This window comes from Herbaspirillum lusitanum, from assembly GCF_026127345.1.
In the GTDB taxonomy this organism is placed as follows: Bacteria; Pseudomonadota; Gammaproteobacteria; order Burkholderiales; family Burkholderiaceae_D; genus Herbaspirillum; species Herbaspirillum lusitanum.
Window position 1 is genome coordinate 104,351 of the sequence record NZ_QXFG01000003.1, and the last position, 15,387, is coordinate 119,737.

Here is a 15,387-nt window from a genome sequence, read left to right on the forward strand (position 1 = left end):
AGACAATGACGACTTCTTTCTTGATCAGCAACATCGACGCCATCATGACCGGATTGCCCGGCGCGGCGGCCCGTCATGCCGGACCGGACATCCGCGTGGTTGACGGCGTCATCGGCGCCATCGGCAAGCTGTCGCCGCTGCCGGGTGAGGCGATAGTCGACGCCACGGATTGCATCGCGTATCCGTCGTGGGTGAATACGCATCACCATTTGTTCCAGTCCATGCTCAAGGGCGACCCGGCGGGCATCAACGCCTCACTGACGCCGTGGCTGGCGGCAACGCCGTATCGCTATCGCGCCAGGTTCGATGAGAAGCTGTTCCGCCTGGCGGCGCGCATCGGGCTGGTGGAGCTGATGCGTTCCGGTTGCGGCACCGTGGCCGATCACAATTACCTGTACTACCCCGGCATGCCCTACGACACCTCGGCGATTCTGTTCGAAGAAGCTGAAGCGCTCGGCTTGCGCTTCGTGCTGTGCCGCGGCGGCGCGACGCAGACGCGTCAGCTGGAGGCTGAATTGCCGGCGGCATTGCGTCCCGAGACGCTGGACGGCTATCTGGGCGACATGGAGCGTCTGATCAAGCTCTACCACGATCCATCCCCGGCGGCGATGCGCCGCGTCGTGATGGCGCCGACCACGCCGCTGTATTCGGCGACGCCGGAAGAGCTGCGCACCATGGCAGGATTCGCGCGCCGGGCCGGCGTGCGTCTGCACAGCCATCTTTCGGAAACCGTGGGTTACCAGGACACCGCGCACGGCAAGCACGGATGCACGCCGGTGGAATTCGCCGAGCGCTGCGACTGGCTCGGCAGCGATGTCTGGTTCGCTCATCTGGTCAAACTCGATGCCTCGGAAATCGCTTTGCTCGGCAAGACCGGCACCGGTATCGCCCATTGCCCGCAAAGCAATGGCCGGCTTGGCAGCGGCATCGCGCCGATCCGACAACTCGAGGAGGCCGGCGTGCCGGTCTCCATCGGCGTCGACGGCGCGGCCTCCAACGAGGCGGCCGACATGCTGTCGGAGACCCATGCGGCCTGGCTGATGCAACGTGCGCGGCGCGGCCAGGAAGCGACGCCGTCGTATGCGGGCGGCAAGTTCGAAGGCGGCGCCGATGCGGCGACGGTGGAAGACGTGGTGCGCTGGGGCAGCACCGGCGGCGCGCGGGTGCTCGGCCTTGGCGACCTCGATGGCTTGCGGGTGGGGCAACAGGCCGACATCGCCTTGTACCGCCTCGACGACCCGCGCTATTTCGGCTTGCACGATCCGGCTCTGGGGCCCGTGGTGGCAGGCGGCCGTCCCTTCCTGAAGGCCTTGTACGTGGCCGGCAGGGCGGTGGTCGAGGACGACATCATCGCGGGCGTCGATCTGGAGGCGCTGGGCCGCGAGGCGCGCGCCGCCACCCGACGCCTTGGGGTGCAGCGCTAAAACTGCTAAAATGGCGGGCATGATCAAGCGACGCAATGCCCCTCCCGCCACCCCTTCCGACGCTGCAGCCCTGGCGCCGGAATCCTCCGATATCATTGCCAGTCAGGAAAAAGCCGCACCGCTCAAGGCCGAGCTCGACCTGACCGATCATTTCCTGATAGCAATGCCGTCAATGCTGGACCCGGTTTTTGGCGGCACCGTCGTCTATCTGTGCGAACACAACCAGAACGGCGCGCTCGGCGTGGTCATCAACAAGCCGACCGACATGACCATGGATGTCCTGTTCGACCGCATCAATCTCAAGCTGGAAATCATCCACGACACGCCCGAAGCCAAGCCCGGGCTGTACCGCAGCCAGGTCATGTTCGGCGGCCCGGTGCAGGTCGAGCGCGGCTTCGTGCTGCATAGCGCGATGGACCAGTTTTCGTCGACCCTGCAGGTGACCGAGGGCATTTCTCTGACCACCTCCAAGGACGTGCTGGAAGCGGTCGCGCATGGCGACGGCCCGGAACAGGTGCTGGTCAGCCTCGGTTGTTCGGGCTGGAGCGCCGGCCAGCTGGAAGAAGAACTCGGTCGCAACGGCTGGCTCACGGTCAAGGCCGACCCCGCCATCATTTTCGACTTGCCGGTGGAGCAGCGCTTCACTGCTGCGCTGGCCTTGCTGGGCATCGACCCGGTCATGCTCAGCGGCGATTTCGGCCGCGCCTGAACGGGACGTCGTGGAAACGCTCCTGGCCTTCGACTTCGGCTTAAAGCGCATCGGCGTGGCAATCGGCAATACCCTGATCAAGCAAGCCCAGCCGCTCACCATCATCAGCGCCGCCACCAACGACGCCAAGTTCGCCGAGCTCGGCAAGCTGATCAGCGAGTGGACGCCGGCACGCTGCATCGTCGGCCTGCCCAGCCATCCGGACGGCGCCGAGCATGAAATGACGGTACGCTGCCGCCGCTTCGCCAATCAATTGCACGGACGCTTCGGCGTCGAAACGGTGCTGGTGGACGAACGCTATTCGTCGGCCGTCATCGAACAGCGCCGCGGCGAGCATATCGACGCCGAGGCCGCCGCCATCATTTTGCAGCAATATTTTGACGATACCCATGAGCACAACTAACCTTTCCTTACCGCTCGATGCGGAAGCGCTGTACGCCAGGCTGGCGCAGCAGGTCAAAGCCGGTTTGCAAGGCGCCGAACAGGTCGCCATCGTCGGCATCCATTCCGGCGGCGCCTGGCTGGCAGAACGCCTCGCCAAAGAGCTGCAACTGGACGACCGGCTCGGCTTCATCGACGTTTCGTTCTATCGCGACGACTTCGCCGAGAAGGGCCTGCGCGCCGACGTCAAGCCCAGCCAGATCGGTTTCGACGTTGAAGGCGCCACCATCGTGCTGGTCGACGACGTGCTCTACACCGGCCGCACCACGCGCGCCGCGATCAATGAACTGTTCGACTACGGCCGTCCGGCGCGCATCCTGCTGGCGGCGCTGGTCGACCGCGGCGGCCGCGAGCTGCCGATCGCCGCCGACTTCCTGGCCGAGACGATTGCGCTCGCCGACGATCAATCCCTGCAACTGCAACGCGCCGACGACGGCCGATTTTCCCTGACGGTGGTCCATGCTTAATCCACAACTGAACAAGAACGGCGAACTGCAACATCTGCTGACCATCGAAGGTCTGCCCAAAGCGATCATCACCAACATCCTCGACACTGCGTCGTCCTTCGTCAGTATCGGCGACCGCGAAGTGAAAAAGGTGCCGCTGATGCGCGGCAAGAGCGTGTTCAACCTGTTCTTCGAAAACTCCACGCGCACCCGCACCACCTTCGAGATCGCCTCCAAGCGCCTGTCGGCTGACGTGATCAACCTCAACATTTCTGCTTCGAGCGCCAGCAAGGGCGAGTCGCTGCTCGACACCATCGACAACCTGGCGGCGATGCACGCCGACATGTTCGTGGTGCGCCATTCGCAATCGGGCGCGCCTTACCTGATCGCCAAGCACTTGATCGATACAAAGCAGTCGCACGTGCACGTGGTCAACGCCGGCGACGGCCGCCATGCGCATCCGACGCAGGGCTTGCTGGACATGTACACGATCCGTCACTACAAGAAGGATTTCACCAACCTGCGCGTGGCCATCGTCGGCGACATCCTGCACAGCCGCGTGGCGCGTTCCGACATCCACGGCCTGACCACGCTGGGCGTGCCGGAAGTGCGCGCCATCGGCCCGCGCACCCTGCTGCCGAGCGGTCTCGAACAGATGGGCGTGCGCGTCTTCCACAACATGGAAGAAGGCTTGAAGGACGTCGACGTCATCATCATGCTGCGCCTGCAGAACGAACGCATGAGCGGCGCCTTGCTGCCATCGGCGCAGGAGTTCTTCAAGAGCTACGGCCTCACGCCGGAACGCCTGGCGCTGGCCAAGCCGGACGCCATCGTGATGCACCCGGGCCCGATGAACCGCGGCGTCGAGATCGACTCCGCCGTGGCGGACGGATCGCAAGCCGTGATCCTGCCGCAGGTGACCTTCGGCATCGCGGTGCGCATGGCGGTGATGAGCATCGTCGCAGGCAACTAAGCAACAACGAATTCAACGCGGACAAGAGTGGAACAGAGCGCATGAAACTGCATATCAAGAACGGCCGGCTGATCGATCCTGCCAACAACATCGACGCGCAACAGGACGTCTTCGTGGCCGACGGTAAAGTTGCCGGCATCGGCCAGGCGCCGGCCGGCTTCACGGCCGACAAGACCATCGATGCGAGCGGCCTGGTGGTCGCTCCCGGCCTGGTCGACCTGAGCGCGCGCCTGCGCGAGCCAGGTTACGAATACAAGGCCACGCTGGAATCCGAAATGCAGGCGGCGATGCAAGGCGGCGTGACCAGCCTGCTATGCCCGCCCGACACGGATCCGGTGCTCGATGAGCCCGGCCTGGTCGAGATGCTCAAGCATCGCGCCAAGTCGCTCAACCAGGCGCATGTCTATCCGCTGGGCGCATTGACCATGGGCCTCAAGGGCAAGGCCCTGACCGAAATGGCCGAGCTGACCGAAGCCGGCTGCGTCGGATTCTCGCAGGCCGATGAGCCGGTGCTGGACACCACGGTGCTGCTGTCCGCGCTGCAATACGCCAAGACCTTCGACTACACCGTGTGGCTGCGTCCGCAGGATCCGCACCTCGGTCGCCACGGCATCGCGCACAGCGGTCCGGCGGCGTCGCGCCTGGGTTTGTCGGGTGTGCCGGTGATGTCGGAAACGATTGCGCTCTACACCATCTTCGAACTGGTGCGCGCCACCGGCGCACGCGTCCACCTGTGCCGCATGTCGTCGGCGGCCGGACTTGAGCTGGTGCGCGCGGCCAAGCGTGAAGGCCTGCCGGTCACCTGCGACGTCGGCGCTCATCACATTCATTTGTCCGACATGGACATCGGCTTCTTCGATTCCAATGCGCGCGTCAACCCGCCGTTCCGTTCGCAACGCGATCGCGATGCGATCCGCGCAGCGCTGCTGGACGGCACGGTCGATGCGATCTGCTCCGACCACACGCCGGTCGACGACGATGAGAAGCTGCTGCCGTTCGGTGAGGCTTCGCCGGGCGCAACCGGCCTGGAATTGCTGCTGTCGCTGTCGCTCAAGTGGGCGGAAGACGCCGGCGCGTTTGACGCCATCAGCAAGGCAGTCGCCAAAGTCACTACCGACGCTGCGCGCATAGCAGGTTTGCCGGCCGGCAGCCTGAAGGTGGGCGACATCGCCGACGTCTGCATCTTCGATCCGAAGACGCGCTGGACCGTCGAAGCCAAAGCACTCGCCAGCCAGGGCAAGCACACGCCTTTCCTCGGCTATGAACTGAGCGGACAGGTCAAGGCGACCATCGTGTCGGGTCACGTTGCGTTCGAACGTTAAACACGGAAGTCCCATGCTTGTTTTCCGCGTGTTGCGCATGGTGGTGCATCTGTTCGTCGGCATGGCGATCTGCGCCTTCATCTTCCCCCTGGTCGGTCCGGCGCGCCGGGAAGGCCATATCCGGCGCTGGTCGCATCAGCTGCTGGGGATTTGCGGCATCAAGCTGGTGGTGCGCGCGTTGCCCGGCACGCCGGCGCCGCCGCGCGCGCTGATCGTCGCCAACCACATTTCCTGGCTCGACATTTTCGTGGTGAATTCGATGCAGCCGTGTCGTTTCGTGGCGAAATCGGACATCCGCAGTTGGCCCTTCATCGGCTGGCTGTGCGCCAAGACCGGCACGATCTTCATCTCACGCGGCAAGGCCAGCGACGTGCGCCGCATCTTCAAGGGCATCGTGGAAAGCATCGAAGCGGGCGACCGCGTGGCGTTCTTCCCGGAGGGTACGACTGCAGCACAAGGCAAGCTGCTACCGTTCCACGCCAACCTGTTTGAGGCGGCGCTGGACGCCAGGGTGCCGGTGCAGCCTTACGCGTTGCGCTACCTTGATGCACAGGGGAATTACCATGCCGCCGCCGACTTCATCGGCGACACCACCATTGTGGAAAGCATCCTGGCGGTGTTGCAGGCCGGCGCGATCACGGCGGAGCTGACGCAGTTGCCGAGCATTCCGACCGACGGCGTGCATCGCCGCGAACTCGCCGTGACGGCGCGCAAGGTGGTTGCCGACGGACTGGGTTATGTCCCCGAAGACCTCATGCAAACTGCTCCGCCCGCGGGCAGTCAACCTGGAACAGCGCCCGATCCTCAAGCCGCACCGCAGTAAGCTTGCCGCCCCAGACGCAGCCTGTATCGAGGCCGATCAGGTTGGGGCGCAGCGTCAGTCCCAATGCGGACCAATGTCCGAACACGCAAGTGACGTCGGCGGTCTTGCGACCCGGCATATCGAACCACGGCAGGTAACCTTCAGGCGCAGCGCCGGCACCTTCCTTGATCGTGAAATCGATGCCGCCGTCGGGTCGGCAGAAACGGATGCGCGTGAGCGTATTGATGATGCAACGCAGCCGGTCGTGACCTTGCAAGTCGTCACTCCACACGGAAGGCTCATTGCCGTACATCTGACGCAGGAAATCGACCCAGGCGGGACCGCGCAGCATGGTTTCAACTTCATGCGCCAGCGACATGACTTTTTCGGCATCCCATTCCGGCAGCACGCCGGCATGAAATAGCAGGTGGCCTTGTTCTAATATGGCCAAAGGACGATGGCGCAACCAGTCGATCAGTTCGTCGCGGTCAGGCGCGATGAGGATGTCTTGCAGGGTATCGGTGGCGTGCAGCGGGCGTATGCCTTGTGAGACTGCCAGTAAATGAAGGTCGTGGTTACCGAGGACGGCTTGGGCGCGGTCTCCGAGGGAGCGGATGTGGCGGAGTGTTGACAGAGATTGTGGTCCGCGATTGACGAGGTCGCCGACGAAGCGCAGTTGTGCGTCCGCAGAACTTGCATCAATCCGTGAAAGAAGAGACGTCAATTGGCCGTCGCAACCCTGAATGTCTCCTATTGCGTAGGTTGGCATGAGCTGAAATTTGTTTGTATTTATGAGGTTTTGGTGCAGCAATGGACAATGCGGTCAGAGAAAAAGTGCGTCTTTAATGACAACATAGTGCGCATGAGATCTTAATGCGAATAAAATGCCCGATGGTTATCAAAACACTTATTTAACAGAGAGATAACGTATCTTACCCAGATTTGTCGATTGATTTTCGATGAAGATAAGCTTTGAACGTGCGCATGGCGGAAAATGTCTCTGTGTCTTCGGTATAAAGTGGAATTTAGAGCAAAACGGTGACCAATTGCAGAGAATTAAGTTGAAATGGAATAACTGGCCATATCAAAAGTTTGTTCGTAATATCGGATGGAATTTGATAGGTCAGGGCGCGCCGTTGTTGGCCGCATTGATTTCGATCCCGCTTCTTGTCAAAGGACTTGGGATTGATCGGTTCGGCATATTGACGATTGGCTGGATGCTGATCGGTTACTTCAGTCTGTTCGATCTGGGTATCGGCCGCGCGCTGACGCAGATCATCGCCGCAAAACTGTCTGCCGATTCTAGCGCGCGTCGCGACATCCCTTTGTTTATCTGGACCGGCCTTTTAGTGATGCTGGTACTGGGAATTGTCACCAGTCTGCTCATTGTCGGCGCCAGTCGCTGGATTGTTGATGTCGCACTCAATATTCCGGTCGCTTTGCAATTCGAAACCCGGCAGGCGCTCTATGTGCTGGCCCCGACCATTCCTGTGGTTGTGATCGCTTCGGGCCTGCGCGGCGTGCTGGAAGCTACACAAGAGTTCAAAGCGGTCAATCTGGTGCGCATTCCTCTGGGCGTATTGATGTTTGCCGCACCGGTCTGTGTATTGCCTTACAGCCAGGACCTCGGCATGGTCTTTTTTTCGCTGTTGCTGGTGCGCCTGCTGACGACGATAGCGTTCTTCTGGCTCTGCCGGCGCGCGGTACCCGGCTTTACCCGGTTTGCATTTTCAAAGTCGGTGTTGCCGGAGTTGCTCAGGTTCGGCGGCTGGATGACGGTCAGTAACATCGTGAGTCCGATCATGGTGCAGATGGACCGGTTTTTGATTGGCGCGATGATGTCGGTCGCAGCAGTTGCCTACTACGCGACGCCCTATGAGATGGTCACCAAACTGCTGATCATTCCCGCCGCAATCGCCGGAGTATGTTTTCCTGCCGTCGCCAATATGCTGGGGCGCCAGGCGCATGGTGAGGCGAGCAATCTATATGGCCGCAGCTGTAAATATGCCGTCATCCTGATGTTGCCTGCGGTTCTTGTTTTTGAACTGTTTGCGAGCGACATACTACATCTCTGGTTGGGTGGAAAATTTTCGGCAGAGAGCACGCTTGTGTTTCAGATTCTCACTATCGGCGTCTTGATCAACGGCGTTGCGCAAATACCGTTCGCCTTTCTGCAGGGAGGGGGACGCTCCGATATTACGGCGAAATTGCACCTCGCTGAAGTCATCGTCTATCTGCCATTGCTATGGGTGTCCGTCAAAATGTTTGGTATTGCCGGCGCTGCTGCTGCATGGACTGTCAGGGTGACGATTGATGCGTTGGCGTTGCATTGGTATACCAGATCAATTTATGGACTCGGTAGTGCGGAACGATGAGTTCTGTCTCAACCGTGACATGCCCGGCTGGTTTGACAGCCATGTGATGCGCATCATCGAATAACTGAGAATCTCAATTCATGAATTTGGCTGCCGTGATTATTTGTTATTTTCCGGACATCACGGGAATGACGCGCTTGTTGCAAGTTCTTGCGAGGACGTGCGGCATGGTCATCCTCGTCGATAATGGCGGGCTTGATGCCTATACGGAAGAATTGAAACCATTCTCCAACAAGATAAGAATCGTCAATCCTCAAGCCAACGTCGGAATGGCAAGGGCGCTGAATCTCAGTTTTCAACTGGCGGAAGAGTCCGGGTTCTCTCATTTGATCAGCTTTGATCAGGATAGTAATCTTGAAGCGGAGACACTCGAGATCCTCATCAATGACTTCAATGTGCTGGAGTACGCCGGCATCAAGCTTGCCGCAATAGGACCTCGGTTCTACGACCCCAGAGGCGCGGCGACGAAAGGCGAGGAGACGATGCAAGATATGAGCGGCGCCGGCGGTTCGGAGCGAACGGCTCGTTCGTACATCATCACTTCAGGTTGCCTGGCAAGTGTTCTTGCGTGGCGAGAGTCCGGAGGTTTTGACGAGAAGCTGTTTATCGACTTGGTCGACATAGAATGGTGCTGGCGACTTGGTTCAAAAAAGTATCAGGTTTACGTTTCGAAGGATGCGGTGATGGCGCATCGCTTGTCGAAGGGCATGAAAATATTCTTGGGGAAGTTCAGATTCAATACGTATGACCCCATACGACGATTCTATATTGCCAGAAACACGACCTATTTGCTGTTTCACAGGCATTGGAGCCGCGCGCAGAGAGCTTTTCTCGTGAAATCATTCCTGTTTTCAGCTGCATCGGCTATCGTCTCGGATGAACGAAAAATCAGCAGTATTAAAAATATCGCAATAGGTTGTGCTCACGCAATCCGGGGGCGCATGGGCAAGTATGTGGAGGAAGGTAAATGAAGGTTATGCGGCGCAGCCTGGAATGGCTGTCTGTAGTATGTTTTTTGCTGTTTACAACCGAAATCATGCTAGGTGGTGCAGGGGAAATGATCATGATTTCAGGGGTCGGTATTCGCCGTTTCCTGTTCCTGCTGACTGTGGCGTCGTTCGTGTTGCTGGGTGTTGCACGACTGGCAGCGAAAGAATACCAGTTCAAGATTGGCAACTGGAAGGCGAGCTTGACTGGCGCCTTGATCGTTGCCGGCTGGGTAGTCCTGATTCCTCTGTTCTATGGGCAGGGAATCGGTCTGGCCATACGCGATGCGGGACCACTGATCGGCGCCGCTCTCGTGGTTGCGTTGTTCGACGACGCTGTGCTTCTTGAATTCTGGAAAAGAATCCGTGGGTATTTGTTTTTCCTGCTGCTGCTGTGTGCGCTGTTTCACATCTTTCTGTATGTCGACGGAGTGATGGATTCTGAAACATTGTGGACCAAGTCGAACAGGCTCAGAAATTTCTGGGATCCGACCTGGCCAACTTTCGGCGACAAGTTTGTTCTGATCGGCGCCAAGCCATGGGGACCCAGAGTGAATTTCGCCTCTTCGTTTCTGATGCTGATAAGCTTGTATCTCTCGCTCTTTTGCCTGTCGGGATGGAACAAATTCCTACGTAATGCACTGTTATTGGTATGCCTCGTTGCGATTGGCGTTACGCAGACCCGCAGCCTGCTTATTGCGGCAGGCGTATTTCTTTTCGTAACATACCTGTTCAAGCGACATAAACCGATCGGCATAAAGAATGACTTTCATTTGTGGCTGCTCATTGCCGCGCCGTTTGTATTGGTTTTTGTGTTCTTGCCGACGATCGACCTGAATAGCTCCTTCTTGCACGTCTTTTCGCGTGGCGAGACCGATAATATCCGGGCGGATCAGTTACGATCACTGTTTCAAAATATTGGTATGTTTCCATTTTTGGGAACCGGATTCGGAGCTCATGCTGTCTATATCAGAGATCCGTTGGCCCCGTTTGCCTATGAACTGGCTGTCATCGCGTTGATCATGAAAATGGGCGTAGGCGGACTGATTGCGCTAACGTATTTGCTTTTTTCATATGTCCGCGCTGCGGCGGTCAAGCTCGAACCTCGCCGAATGGCGGTTGCAGCCGGCCCCTACGCACTTTATTGTGCGATTATCGCTGCTAATTTTTTCAATCCTTCCATTTTCAGTTTCTTTGGGACATTTTTTATTATCTTTGTCTGTCTTGAAACCAAATACCTACTTATGTTGACCTATGGCGATCAGAACTAGCGTATGCATGGCAACATACAATGGTGCCTTGTATATCAAAGAGCAACTTAACTCGATTCTGGCGCAGATCGGCCCGAACGATGAGCTCATCATAGCCGATGACGGATCGACGGACGAGACCTGCGGAATTATCGAGTCCTATTCGGACGACCGGATCGTGTTTATCCGGAATCCTTCCACGCTGGGACATGTGCAGAATTTCGCCAAGCTGATGTCTTTGGCGCGCGGCAAATATATCGCCCTGAGCGATCAGGATGACATCTGGGTCGAGAACCGACTGAACCGGATGGTGGAAACACTGGAGGCATCGCCGACGTTCTCCCTCGTCGTCGGTGATTTCGCGGAAATCAATAACGCCGGCGAGTTGACCGGACCCGTACATGCAATGGGGCCGTCGCCTTCATGGATGTTCAAGCAACTGTTTTTGGTTTTCCTGGGGCGCGTGCGTTATTTTGGCTGCACCTTCATGTTTCGCAGCGATTTCAAAAGATATATCTTGCCGATTCCCGCAGCCATGGACGCACATGATGTCTGGATTGCACTTAACGCATGTATCCACGGGCGTATTATCCACGTGAAAGAAGTCGGGCTTCTTCATCGAATCCACGGCCGCAACTTGACACCCCCACGCCGTCGCAGCTTGCCTAAGGTTTTTCGCGCGCGTGTTATTTATTTCCTCGGAATTTCCCGCTCGCTGTTCCGGTAGCAAATGCTTGCTGGTACGACGCTCCATCGCGACACGACGACGCCCTTTCAGGACGGCTGTGAGCGCCTTGAATGGATGCCGGTTGTGTGAGGGTATGGTTTGCGAACCGCAGTAACTACGCAGTGCAATGGAGGAATCTGATGGCACCAACGACATCAGATCGTTGGTTGCCTGGCGGCTGCATTTAAGCGAGAGCAGGCGGTGGAGAGCGTCGATAGACGCATCTTGGATTACTTCATTACAAGTTCAAGAAGCTTGGCTGGATATTTGGACAGAATCTTCAGCATATTAGTGCGGATGCCATTTTCCCGACATGCGCGCAGCACTTCCTTATTTAACTGAATTTTTGCTCGCAAGCCCGCGGTGCTGACTCCGCCTGTCTGCATTTTCACCATTACTTCGGGAACGTGGCGATAGGATAGATTTGTACCCGTGAAGGCGCGTACGATGAACTCGAAATCACCAGCGATTTTATAGTCGTCTTTAAATTTCCCGACGCGTTCAGTCACACTGCGTCGCAGGAACAATGCTGGATGCGCCGGCATCCAGCCGTAGGCGAGATGATCGGGATGGAAGCGATCCGATCTGTAGCGTCTGACAATCTTATTGGGGTTCTCGGCATGAAAGAAGGAAACGTCTCCCATCACTGCGTCCAATGAGCTCTGCCCCATCAGTTGGACCACGTCAGACAATACCTCCGGAGATGCGTATTGATCGTCTGCATTCAGAAAACAAATGACGTCGCCGCTGGCGCGAGCAAGGCCCTTGTTCATGGCATCGTAGATCCCTTTGTCCCGTTCACTGACGATCTGCGCCAGATGAGGACGAAACCGTTCAAGGATTTCTGGCGTGCCATCCTTGGAGCCGCCGTCGATGACGATATGTTCAATGTGAGGCCAAGTCTGGCCGACGACTGACTGAAGAGCTGTTTCAAGAGTTTGTGCGCTGTTGAAGCAAACCGTGATGACAGAGATGGTGAGAGGTTTTTGTGCAACTGGCGTCATTGGCGTTTTCAATAGCGGATGAATTTTCGTGCGATTTCCTTGAACCACATCGGAACGAATTGCTGTATCCAGCGGCGGGTGGTAACTGTCGATATAGGTTTTAGGCCAGCCTTGAAGGAGGGAAACAGCATAGTTACTTCGCCAATGATGGTTGTAAGCTCTTGTTCGTAGGCATCGTAGATCAACTCAGGTTCTTTGCACTCTGAGGTGTAGAAGCTCGACAGCCGGTCAAACTTATGACTCTCCAGCAACTGAAATTGGTGAAAGTGATAAAAAATCAGTGGGCTGCCATCTACGGTGATATGCCCGGCTCCGTCGAGATCAAAATAATATTGCGAATAATTCCAAGGAGCTATTCCTGCGCCTGGGTGCAGTAAGATATGGCACGATGAATAGCGTTCAGGCCACTCATCAAGATACTTTTGATCTCCCATCCTGCCTTCTTCGAGGCGGTAATAACACCATTCGATACACTGCTCGCGCCAGCGGTTTAAGCACGCCATACCTTGTTCGTCTCGGCGGAAACTAACCCATTCGACACAAAAGCGACCATTGACTTCCCGGTCCTGCAAACGAGGCGAAAAACGATGCTCGATGATGGCGATCGATGCACTGCCTATTTCTTCGAAAAGAGGTGCAATGGAAGAATAAAAAAGAAGATCTGCATCAAGATAAGTAATGAAGTCAATATCTGGATTCTTTTCCAACACATAGTGTGGCAGACAAGGCGAGAGCGTCCAGCAATACTCGGCCACGCCCCGGTCGGCCTTTGCTTTGCGGAGGTCATCGTTTTCGATGTCTCGCAGCGGGATACATGTAATGAATGTTAGGTTAAGCCGTTCCAAAATGCGCTGGGTTTGTTCGTCCATGCACAGCACAAAGACATTGGCATTCGGGCAATGCTGAGCTAGGCTGCGCAACATCGCAACCCCTTTGAACAGATAGCCACTGTCAAACAAAGTGCAAAAATAATGAGGCTTAACTTGCATTATTCGTTTTCCTACAGACATAGGTTCGGTTGGCGTGCCATGCGCCGGCAGTGGCAGGATCTGGCTCACGAGAGAGTGTAAATGTGTCGATGCATTCCAAGCTATAACGCCGGAACATATCTAACAACTCCATCTCGTTAAAATGTATCTCCACTGTCTCCACCCCATAAGCTTGTTTTCGAAAATATTGATGGGGAAGGCCTTCGACTACAGGTGTTCGGTGAAATATCGCAAATTCTTTTGCTACCCGTGCGGTTTCCGCGATTGCTTTTTCAAATTCTGGAATATGAAGCAGGCAGCAACCTGAAACTACAACGTCAAAGACCTCGTCGCCGAAATTCAAGGCTGTCGCATCCTGTACCGACAGCGGAATATCGGGATGGTATTTTCTCCCGAGATCAATAAACGCAGGAGAATAATCGCATCCACTATACACGAAGGGTAGTTGCTTGATTTTGAGTACTTCTGAATAAAAAGCACTCGAACATCCAACCTCCAGTAGGCTTCTGCGGCCGGATTGCGTAGTGATTTTCTGTAGGGCAAAAACCATCACGTCGAATACGTCGATGGACTTACCCCGGCGATATTCCGCTAGCTGTCGCTCCACCAGTTCTCGTTGCCGCGCTGGCAATAATTCAGACTGCCAAGAAGAACGTAAGCGACTGGTTTCCTCGTCGACGCGACTCACTTGAATCTGTTCATACGACGAAGATACTGAACTCCTAGAAAAGAAACGCTGATGCACTTTACGCAAAAATTGCTTTAGCCGAGGGAAGCGGCTAAGTATTTTTCGAAGCGATGCCGTCATCGTTTACTCCGGTAGTGGCGCTCGAGAATGGGGGCCAGCTCTTTCATTCGATGGGTGTAGGTATGCTCGGACAGTGTACGTTTCTGACCTGCAAGGGCGATAGCCTTGGCTTCGGCAGGATGGTCGATGTAATAACGAATTAATTCTGCAGCCTCTTCTTGACTAGAGTAGGCGACAACTTCTTTCCCGACTTCGAACAGCTCGCTCAAATTGTCCTTGCGGTCAGTAAGGAGCAGCGTACCTACCCCTGTTGCTTCAAACAGCCGCATATTATTGGCATTGTTTTCGGCGACATTGATATGGCGGTTCAACGTGATTCTGCTGCGTGCCAAAGCCTTATACATGTTCAGACCCCAGACTTCACCGTTGTGACGTTTGCGAATTAGCGAATTGCGGGGCAACGTTTTTGCACCGTAGCCAAAAAACTCGATCGGCGTTGTTTCTGCAAGATGTTCCAGCAGAGGGATTGCTTTCCCATGATGTCGACTGATGCCGCCAACAAAACTTATATCCACGTCTTTGTCTACATTACCCAACAAATCAAGTACGCGTGTATCGAAACCGATCTTGAAATATTCTGAGTCAATTCCCAAGCCCTTGAGCCGGTCTACAAAATGAGGGAATGAGGTCAGAATCAGATCGTAGCCATCGAGAAATGATTGGGGAGGAAGCGGGCAGGCAATCTGGCCCACGATGAGACCGACGTCTTTTTTCAATTCACGTAAAACGTCGCCGGGAAAAAAACTCAGATCCTGACAGTATAGAACGTCAGGTTTGAATGCCCGTATTTGAGCAATCGCGACTTCCATCAGACCCGGGAGTGCTGCCAATCGCCTGCCAATGACCGGCAGCCGAAAAGTGCGGTGTGGCAGCTTAAGGGCGAAAGCGCTAAATGGCACCGCGTTCTCCCGGGCCCAGGTATCTTGCAGAGGTACGCAATTTGCGATTACATCGATTACTTCATGCCCCATCTCGTTAAGGTGCCGAGAATAAAAATCCGAAGTGCCGAAAGCGGCCTCTAGCAGTGAGGCTCTCTGGGCGTCTGCACTTTGATATTTGAGGCCTTTATTGCGCTGATAGTGCGCCTTCAGAAACTTGGCGTAATAGGTGTCTAATATAGCGATACGCATA

At 56.3% G+C, this 15,387-nt stretch carries 16 protein-coding genes; 11 read left to right on the forward strand and 5 right to left on the reverse strand.

Features of this window, described 5'->3' with window-relative positions; genetic code table 11:
- The first annotated feature begins 5 nt into the window (after positions 1-5).
- The 7 genes from DXT88_RS01695 to DXT88_RS01725 are packed head-to-tail and all read left to right on the forward strand — an operon-like array spanning position 6 to position 6,138.
- A complete protein-coding gene (locus DXT88_RS01695) occupies positions 6-1,424 on the forward strand; it encodes an amidohydrolase family protein (RefSeq protein ID WP_265211259.1) in 1,419 nt (472 codons plus the stop codon).
- Between the two features lie 10 nt (positions 1,425-1,434).
- Positions 1,435-2,133: a YqgE/AlgH family protein gene (locus tag DXT88_RS01700; protein WP_016834335.1), complete on the forward strand. Its 699-nt coding sequence runs from the start codon at positions 1,435-1,437 to the stop codon at positions 2,131-2,133.
- 10 nt (positions 2,134-2,143) lie between these two features.
- A complete protein-coding gene (gene ruvX / locus DXT88_RS01705; protein ID WP_016834336.1) occupies positions 2,144-2,536 on the forward strand; it encodes a Holliday junction resolvase RuvX in 393 nt (130 codons plus the stop codon).
- Entirely contained in the window at positions 2,523-3,041 is a 519-nt protein-coding gene (gene pyrR / locus DXT88_RS01710; protein ID WP_265211261.1) for a bifunctional pyr operon transcriptional regulator/uracil phosphoribosyltransferase PyrR, read from the forward strand. Before ruvX ends, pyrR begins: the two co-directional genes overlap by 14 nt.
- A complete protein-coding gene (locus tag DXT88_RS01715) occupies positions 3,034-3,993 on the forward strand; it encodes an aspartate carbamoyltransferase catalytic subunit (protein ID WP_265211264.1) in 960 nt (319 codons plus the stop codon). Before pyrR ends, DXT88_RS01715 begins: the two co-directional genes overlap by 8 nt.
- A 41-nt stretch (positions 3,994-4,034) precedes the next feature.
- On the forward strand, positions 4,035-5,315 hold the full coding sequence (locus DXT88_RS01720) for a dihydroorotase (RefSeq protein ID WP_265211266.1): 1,281 nt from the start codon (positions 4,035-4,037) through the stop codon (positions 5,313-5,315).
- A 13-nt stretch (positions 5,316-5,328) separates the two neighbouring features.
- Positions 5,329-6,138 carry a lysophospholipid acyltransferase family protein gene (locus DXT88_RS01725; protein WP_265211268.1) on the forward strand — a complete coding sequence of 270 codons (810 nt, stop codon included), beginning with the start codon at positions 5,329-5,331 and terminating at the stop codon, positions 6,136-6,138.
- Here DXT88_RS01725 and DXT88_RS01730 read toward each other — a convergent pair.
- Positions 6,068-6,886, reverse strand: a complete 819-nt coding sequence (locus DXT88_RS01730; RefSeq protein ID WP_265211561.1) for a symmetrical bis(5'-nucleosyl)-tetraphosphatase — start codon at positions 6,884-6,886, stop codon at positions 6,068-6,070. The genes DXT88_RS01725 and DXT88_RS01730 overlap by 71 nt on opposite strands.
- A 190-nt stretch (positions 6,887-7,076) precedes the next feature.
- On the opposite strand from DXT88_RS01730, the gene DXT88_RS01735 reads away from it, so the two are divergent.
- The 4 genes from DXT88_RS01735 (at position 7,077) to DXT88_RS01750 (ending at position 11,455) form a co-directional block, all read left to right on the forward strand.
- Positions 7,077-8,492 carry a flippase gene (locus DXT88_RS01735; RefSeq protein WP_265211270.1) on the forward strand — a complete coding sequence of 472 codons (1,416 nt, stop codon included), beginning with the start codon at positions 7,077-7,079 and terminating at the stop codon, positions 8,490-8,492.
- 80 nt (positions 8,493-8,572) lie between these two features.
- A complete protein-coding gene (locus DXT88_RS01740; RefSeq protein WP_265211271.1) occupies positions 8,573-9,463 on the forward strand; it encodes a glycosyltransferase in 891 nt (296 codons plus the stop codon).
- Positions 9,460-10,749, forward strand: a complete 1,290-nt coding sequence (locus DXT88_RS01745) for an O-antigen ligase family protein (protein ID WP_265211273.1) — start codon at positions 9,460-9,462, stop codon at positions 10,747-10,749. Before DXT88_RS01740 ends, DXT88_RS01745 begins: the two co-directional genes overlap by 4 nt.
- Before the next feature lie 7 nt (positions 10,750-10,756).
- Positions 10,757-11,455 carry a glycosyltransferase family 2 protein gene (locus DXT88_RS01750; protein ID WP_265211275.1) on the forward strand — a complete coding sequence of 233 codons (699 nt, stop codon included), beginning with the start codon at positions 10,757-10,759 and terminating at the stop codon, positions 11,453-11,455.
- A 230-nt stretch (positions 11,456-11,685) separates the two neighbouring features.
- On the opposite strand, the gene DXT88_RS01755 is transcribed toward DXT88_RS01750, so the two are convergent.
- From DXT88_RS01755 to DXT88_RS01770, 4 genes are read right to left on the reverse strand one after another with little or no spacing between them, the layout of a single operon-like run.
- The gene (locus tag DXT88_RS01755) at positions 11,686-12,459 is read right to left on the reverse strand and encodes a glycosyltransferase family 2 protein (protein WP_265211276.1); all 774 of its coding nucleotides are present in this window, start codon (positions 12,457-12,459) and stop codon (positions 11,686-11,688) included.
- 8 nt (positions 12,460-12,467) lie between these two features.
- Positions 12,468-13,448, reverse strand: a complete 981-nt coding sequence (locus tag DXT88_RS01760; protein WP_265211278.1) for a glycosyltransferase family protein — start codon at positions 13,446-13,448, stop codon at positions 12,468-12,470.
- Positions 13,438-14,256: a class I SAM-dependent methyltransferase gene (locus DXT88_RS01765; protein WP_265211280.1), complete on the reverse strand. Its 819-nt coding sequence runs from the start codon at positions 14,254-14,256 to the stop codon at positions 13,438-13,440. The genes DXT88_RS01760 and DXT88_RS01765 overlap by 11 nt, the downstream gene beginning before the upstream one ends.
- On the reverse strand, positions 14,253-15,386 hold the full coding sequence (locus DXT88_RS01770) for a CgeB family protein (RefSeq protein WP_265211282.1): 1,134 nt from the start codon (positions 15,384-15,386) through the stop codon (positions 14,253-14,255). Before DXT88_RS01770 ends, DXT88_RS01765 begins: the two co-directional genes overlap by 4 nt.
- Position 15,387: the final 1 nt, after the last annotated feature.

Coding starts and splice junctions, on each gene's coding strand:
- DXT88_RS01700 (WP_016834335.1), top strand. CDS start 1,435: ATGGCGGGCATGATCAAGCGACGCAATGCCCCTCCCGCCACCCCTTCC.
- DXT88_RS01715 (WP_265211264.1), top strand. CDS start 3,034: ATGCTTAATCCACAACTGAACAAGAACGGCGAACTGCAACATCTGCTG.
- DXT88_RS01720 (WP_265211266.1), top strand. CDS start 4,035: ATGAAACTGCATATCAAGAACGGCCGGCTGATCGATCCTGCCAACAAC.
- DXT88_RS01750 (WP_265211275.1), top strand. CDS start 10,757: ATGGCAACATACAATGGTGCCTTGTATATCAAAGAGCAACTTAACTCG.
- DXT88_RS01740 (WP_265211271.1), top strand. CDS start 8,573: ATGAATTTGGCTGCCGTGATTATTTGTTATTTTCCGGACATCACGGGA.
- DXT88_RS01695 (WP_265211259.1), top strand. CDS start 6: ATGACGACTTCTTTCTTGATCAGCAACATCGACGCCATCATGACCGGA.
- DXT88_RS01755 (WP_265211276.1), bottom strand. CDS start 12,459: ATGACGCCAGTTGCACAAAAACCTCTCACCATCTCTGTCATCACGGTT.
- DXT88_RS01770 (WP_265211282.1), bottom strand. CDS start 15,386: ATGCGTATCGCTATATTAGACACCTATTACGCCAAGTTTCTGAAGGCG.
- DXT88_RS01745 (WP_265211273.1), top strand. CDS start 9,460: ATGAAGGTTATGCGGCGCAGCCTGGAATGGCTGTCTGTAGTATGTTTT.
- DXT88_RS01760 (WP_265211278.1), bottom strand. CDS start 13,448: ATGCAAGTTAAGCCTCATTATTTTTGCACTTTGTTTGACAGTGGCTAT.
- DXT88_RS01725 (WP_265211268.1), top strand. CDS start 5,329: ATGCTTGTTTTCCGCGTGTTGCGCATGGTGGTGCATCTGTTCGTCGGC.
- DXT88_RS01735 (WP_265211270.1), top strand. CDS start 7,077: ATGAAGATAAGCTTTGAACGTGCGCATGGCGGAAAATGTCTCTGTGTC.
- DXT88_RS01765 (WP_265211280.1), bottom strand. CDS start 14,256: ATGACGGCATCGCTTCGAAAAATACTTAGCCGCTTCCCTCGGCTAAAG.
- pyrR (WP_265211261.1), top strand. CDS start 2,523: ATGAGCACAACTAACCTTTCCTTACCGCTCGATGCGGAAGCGCTGTAC.
- DXT88_RS01730 (WP_265211561.1), bottom strand. CDS start 6,886: ATGCCAACCTACGCAATAGGAGACATTCAGGGTTGCGACGGCCAATTG.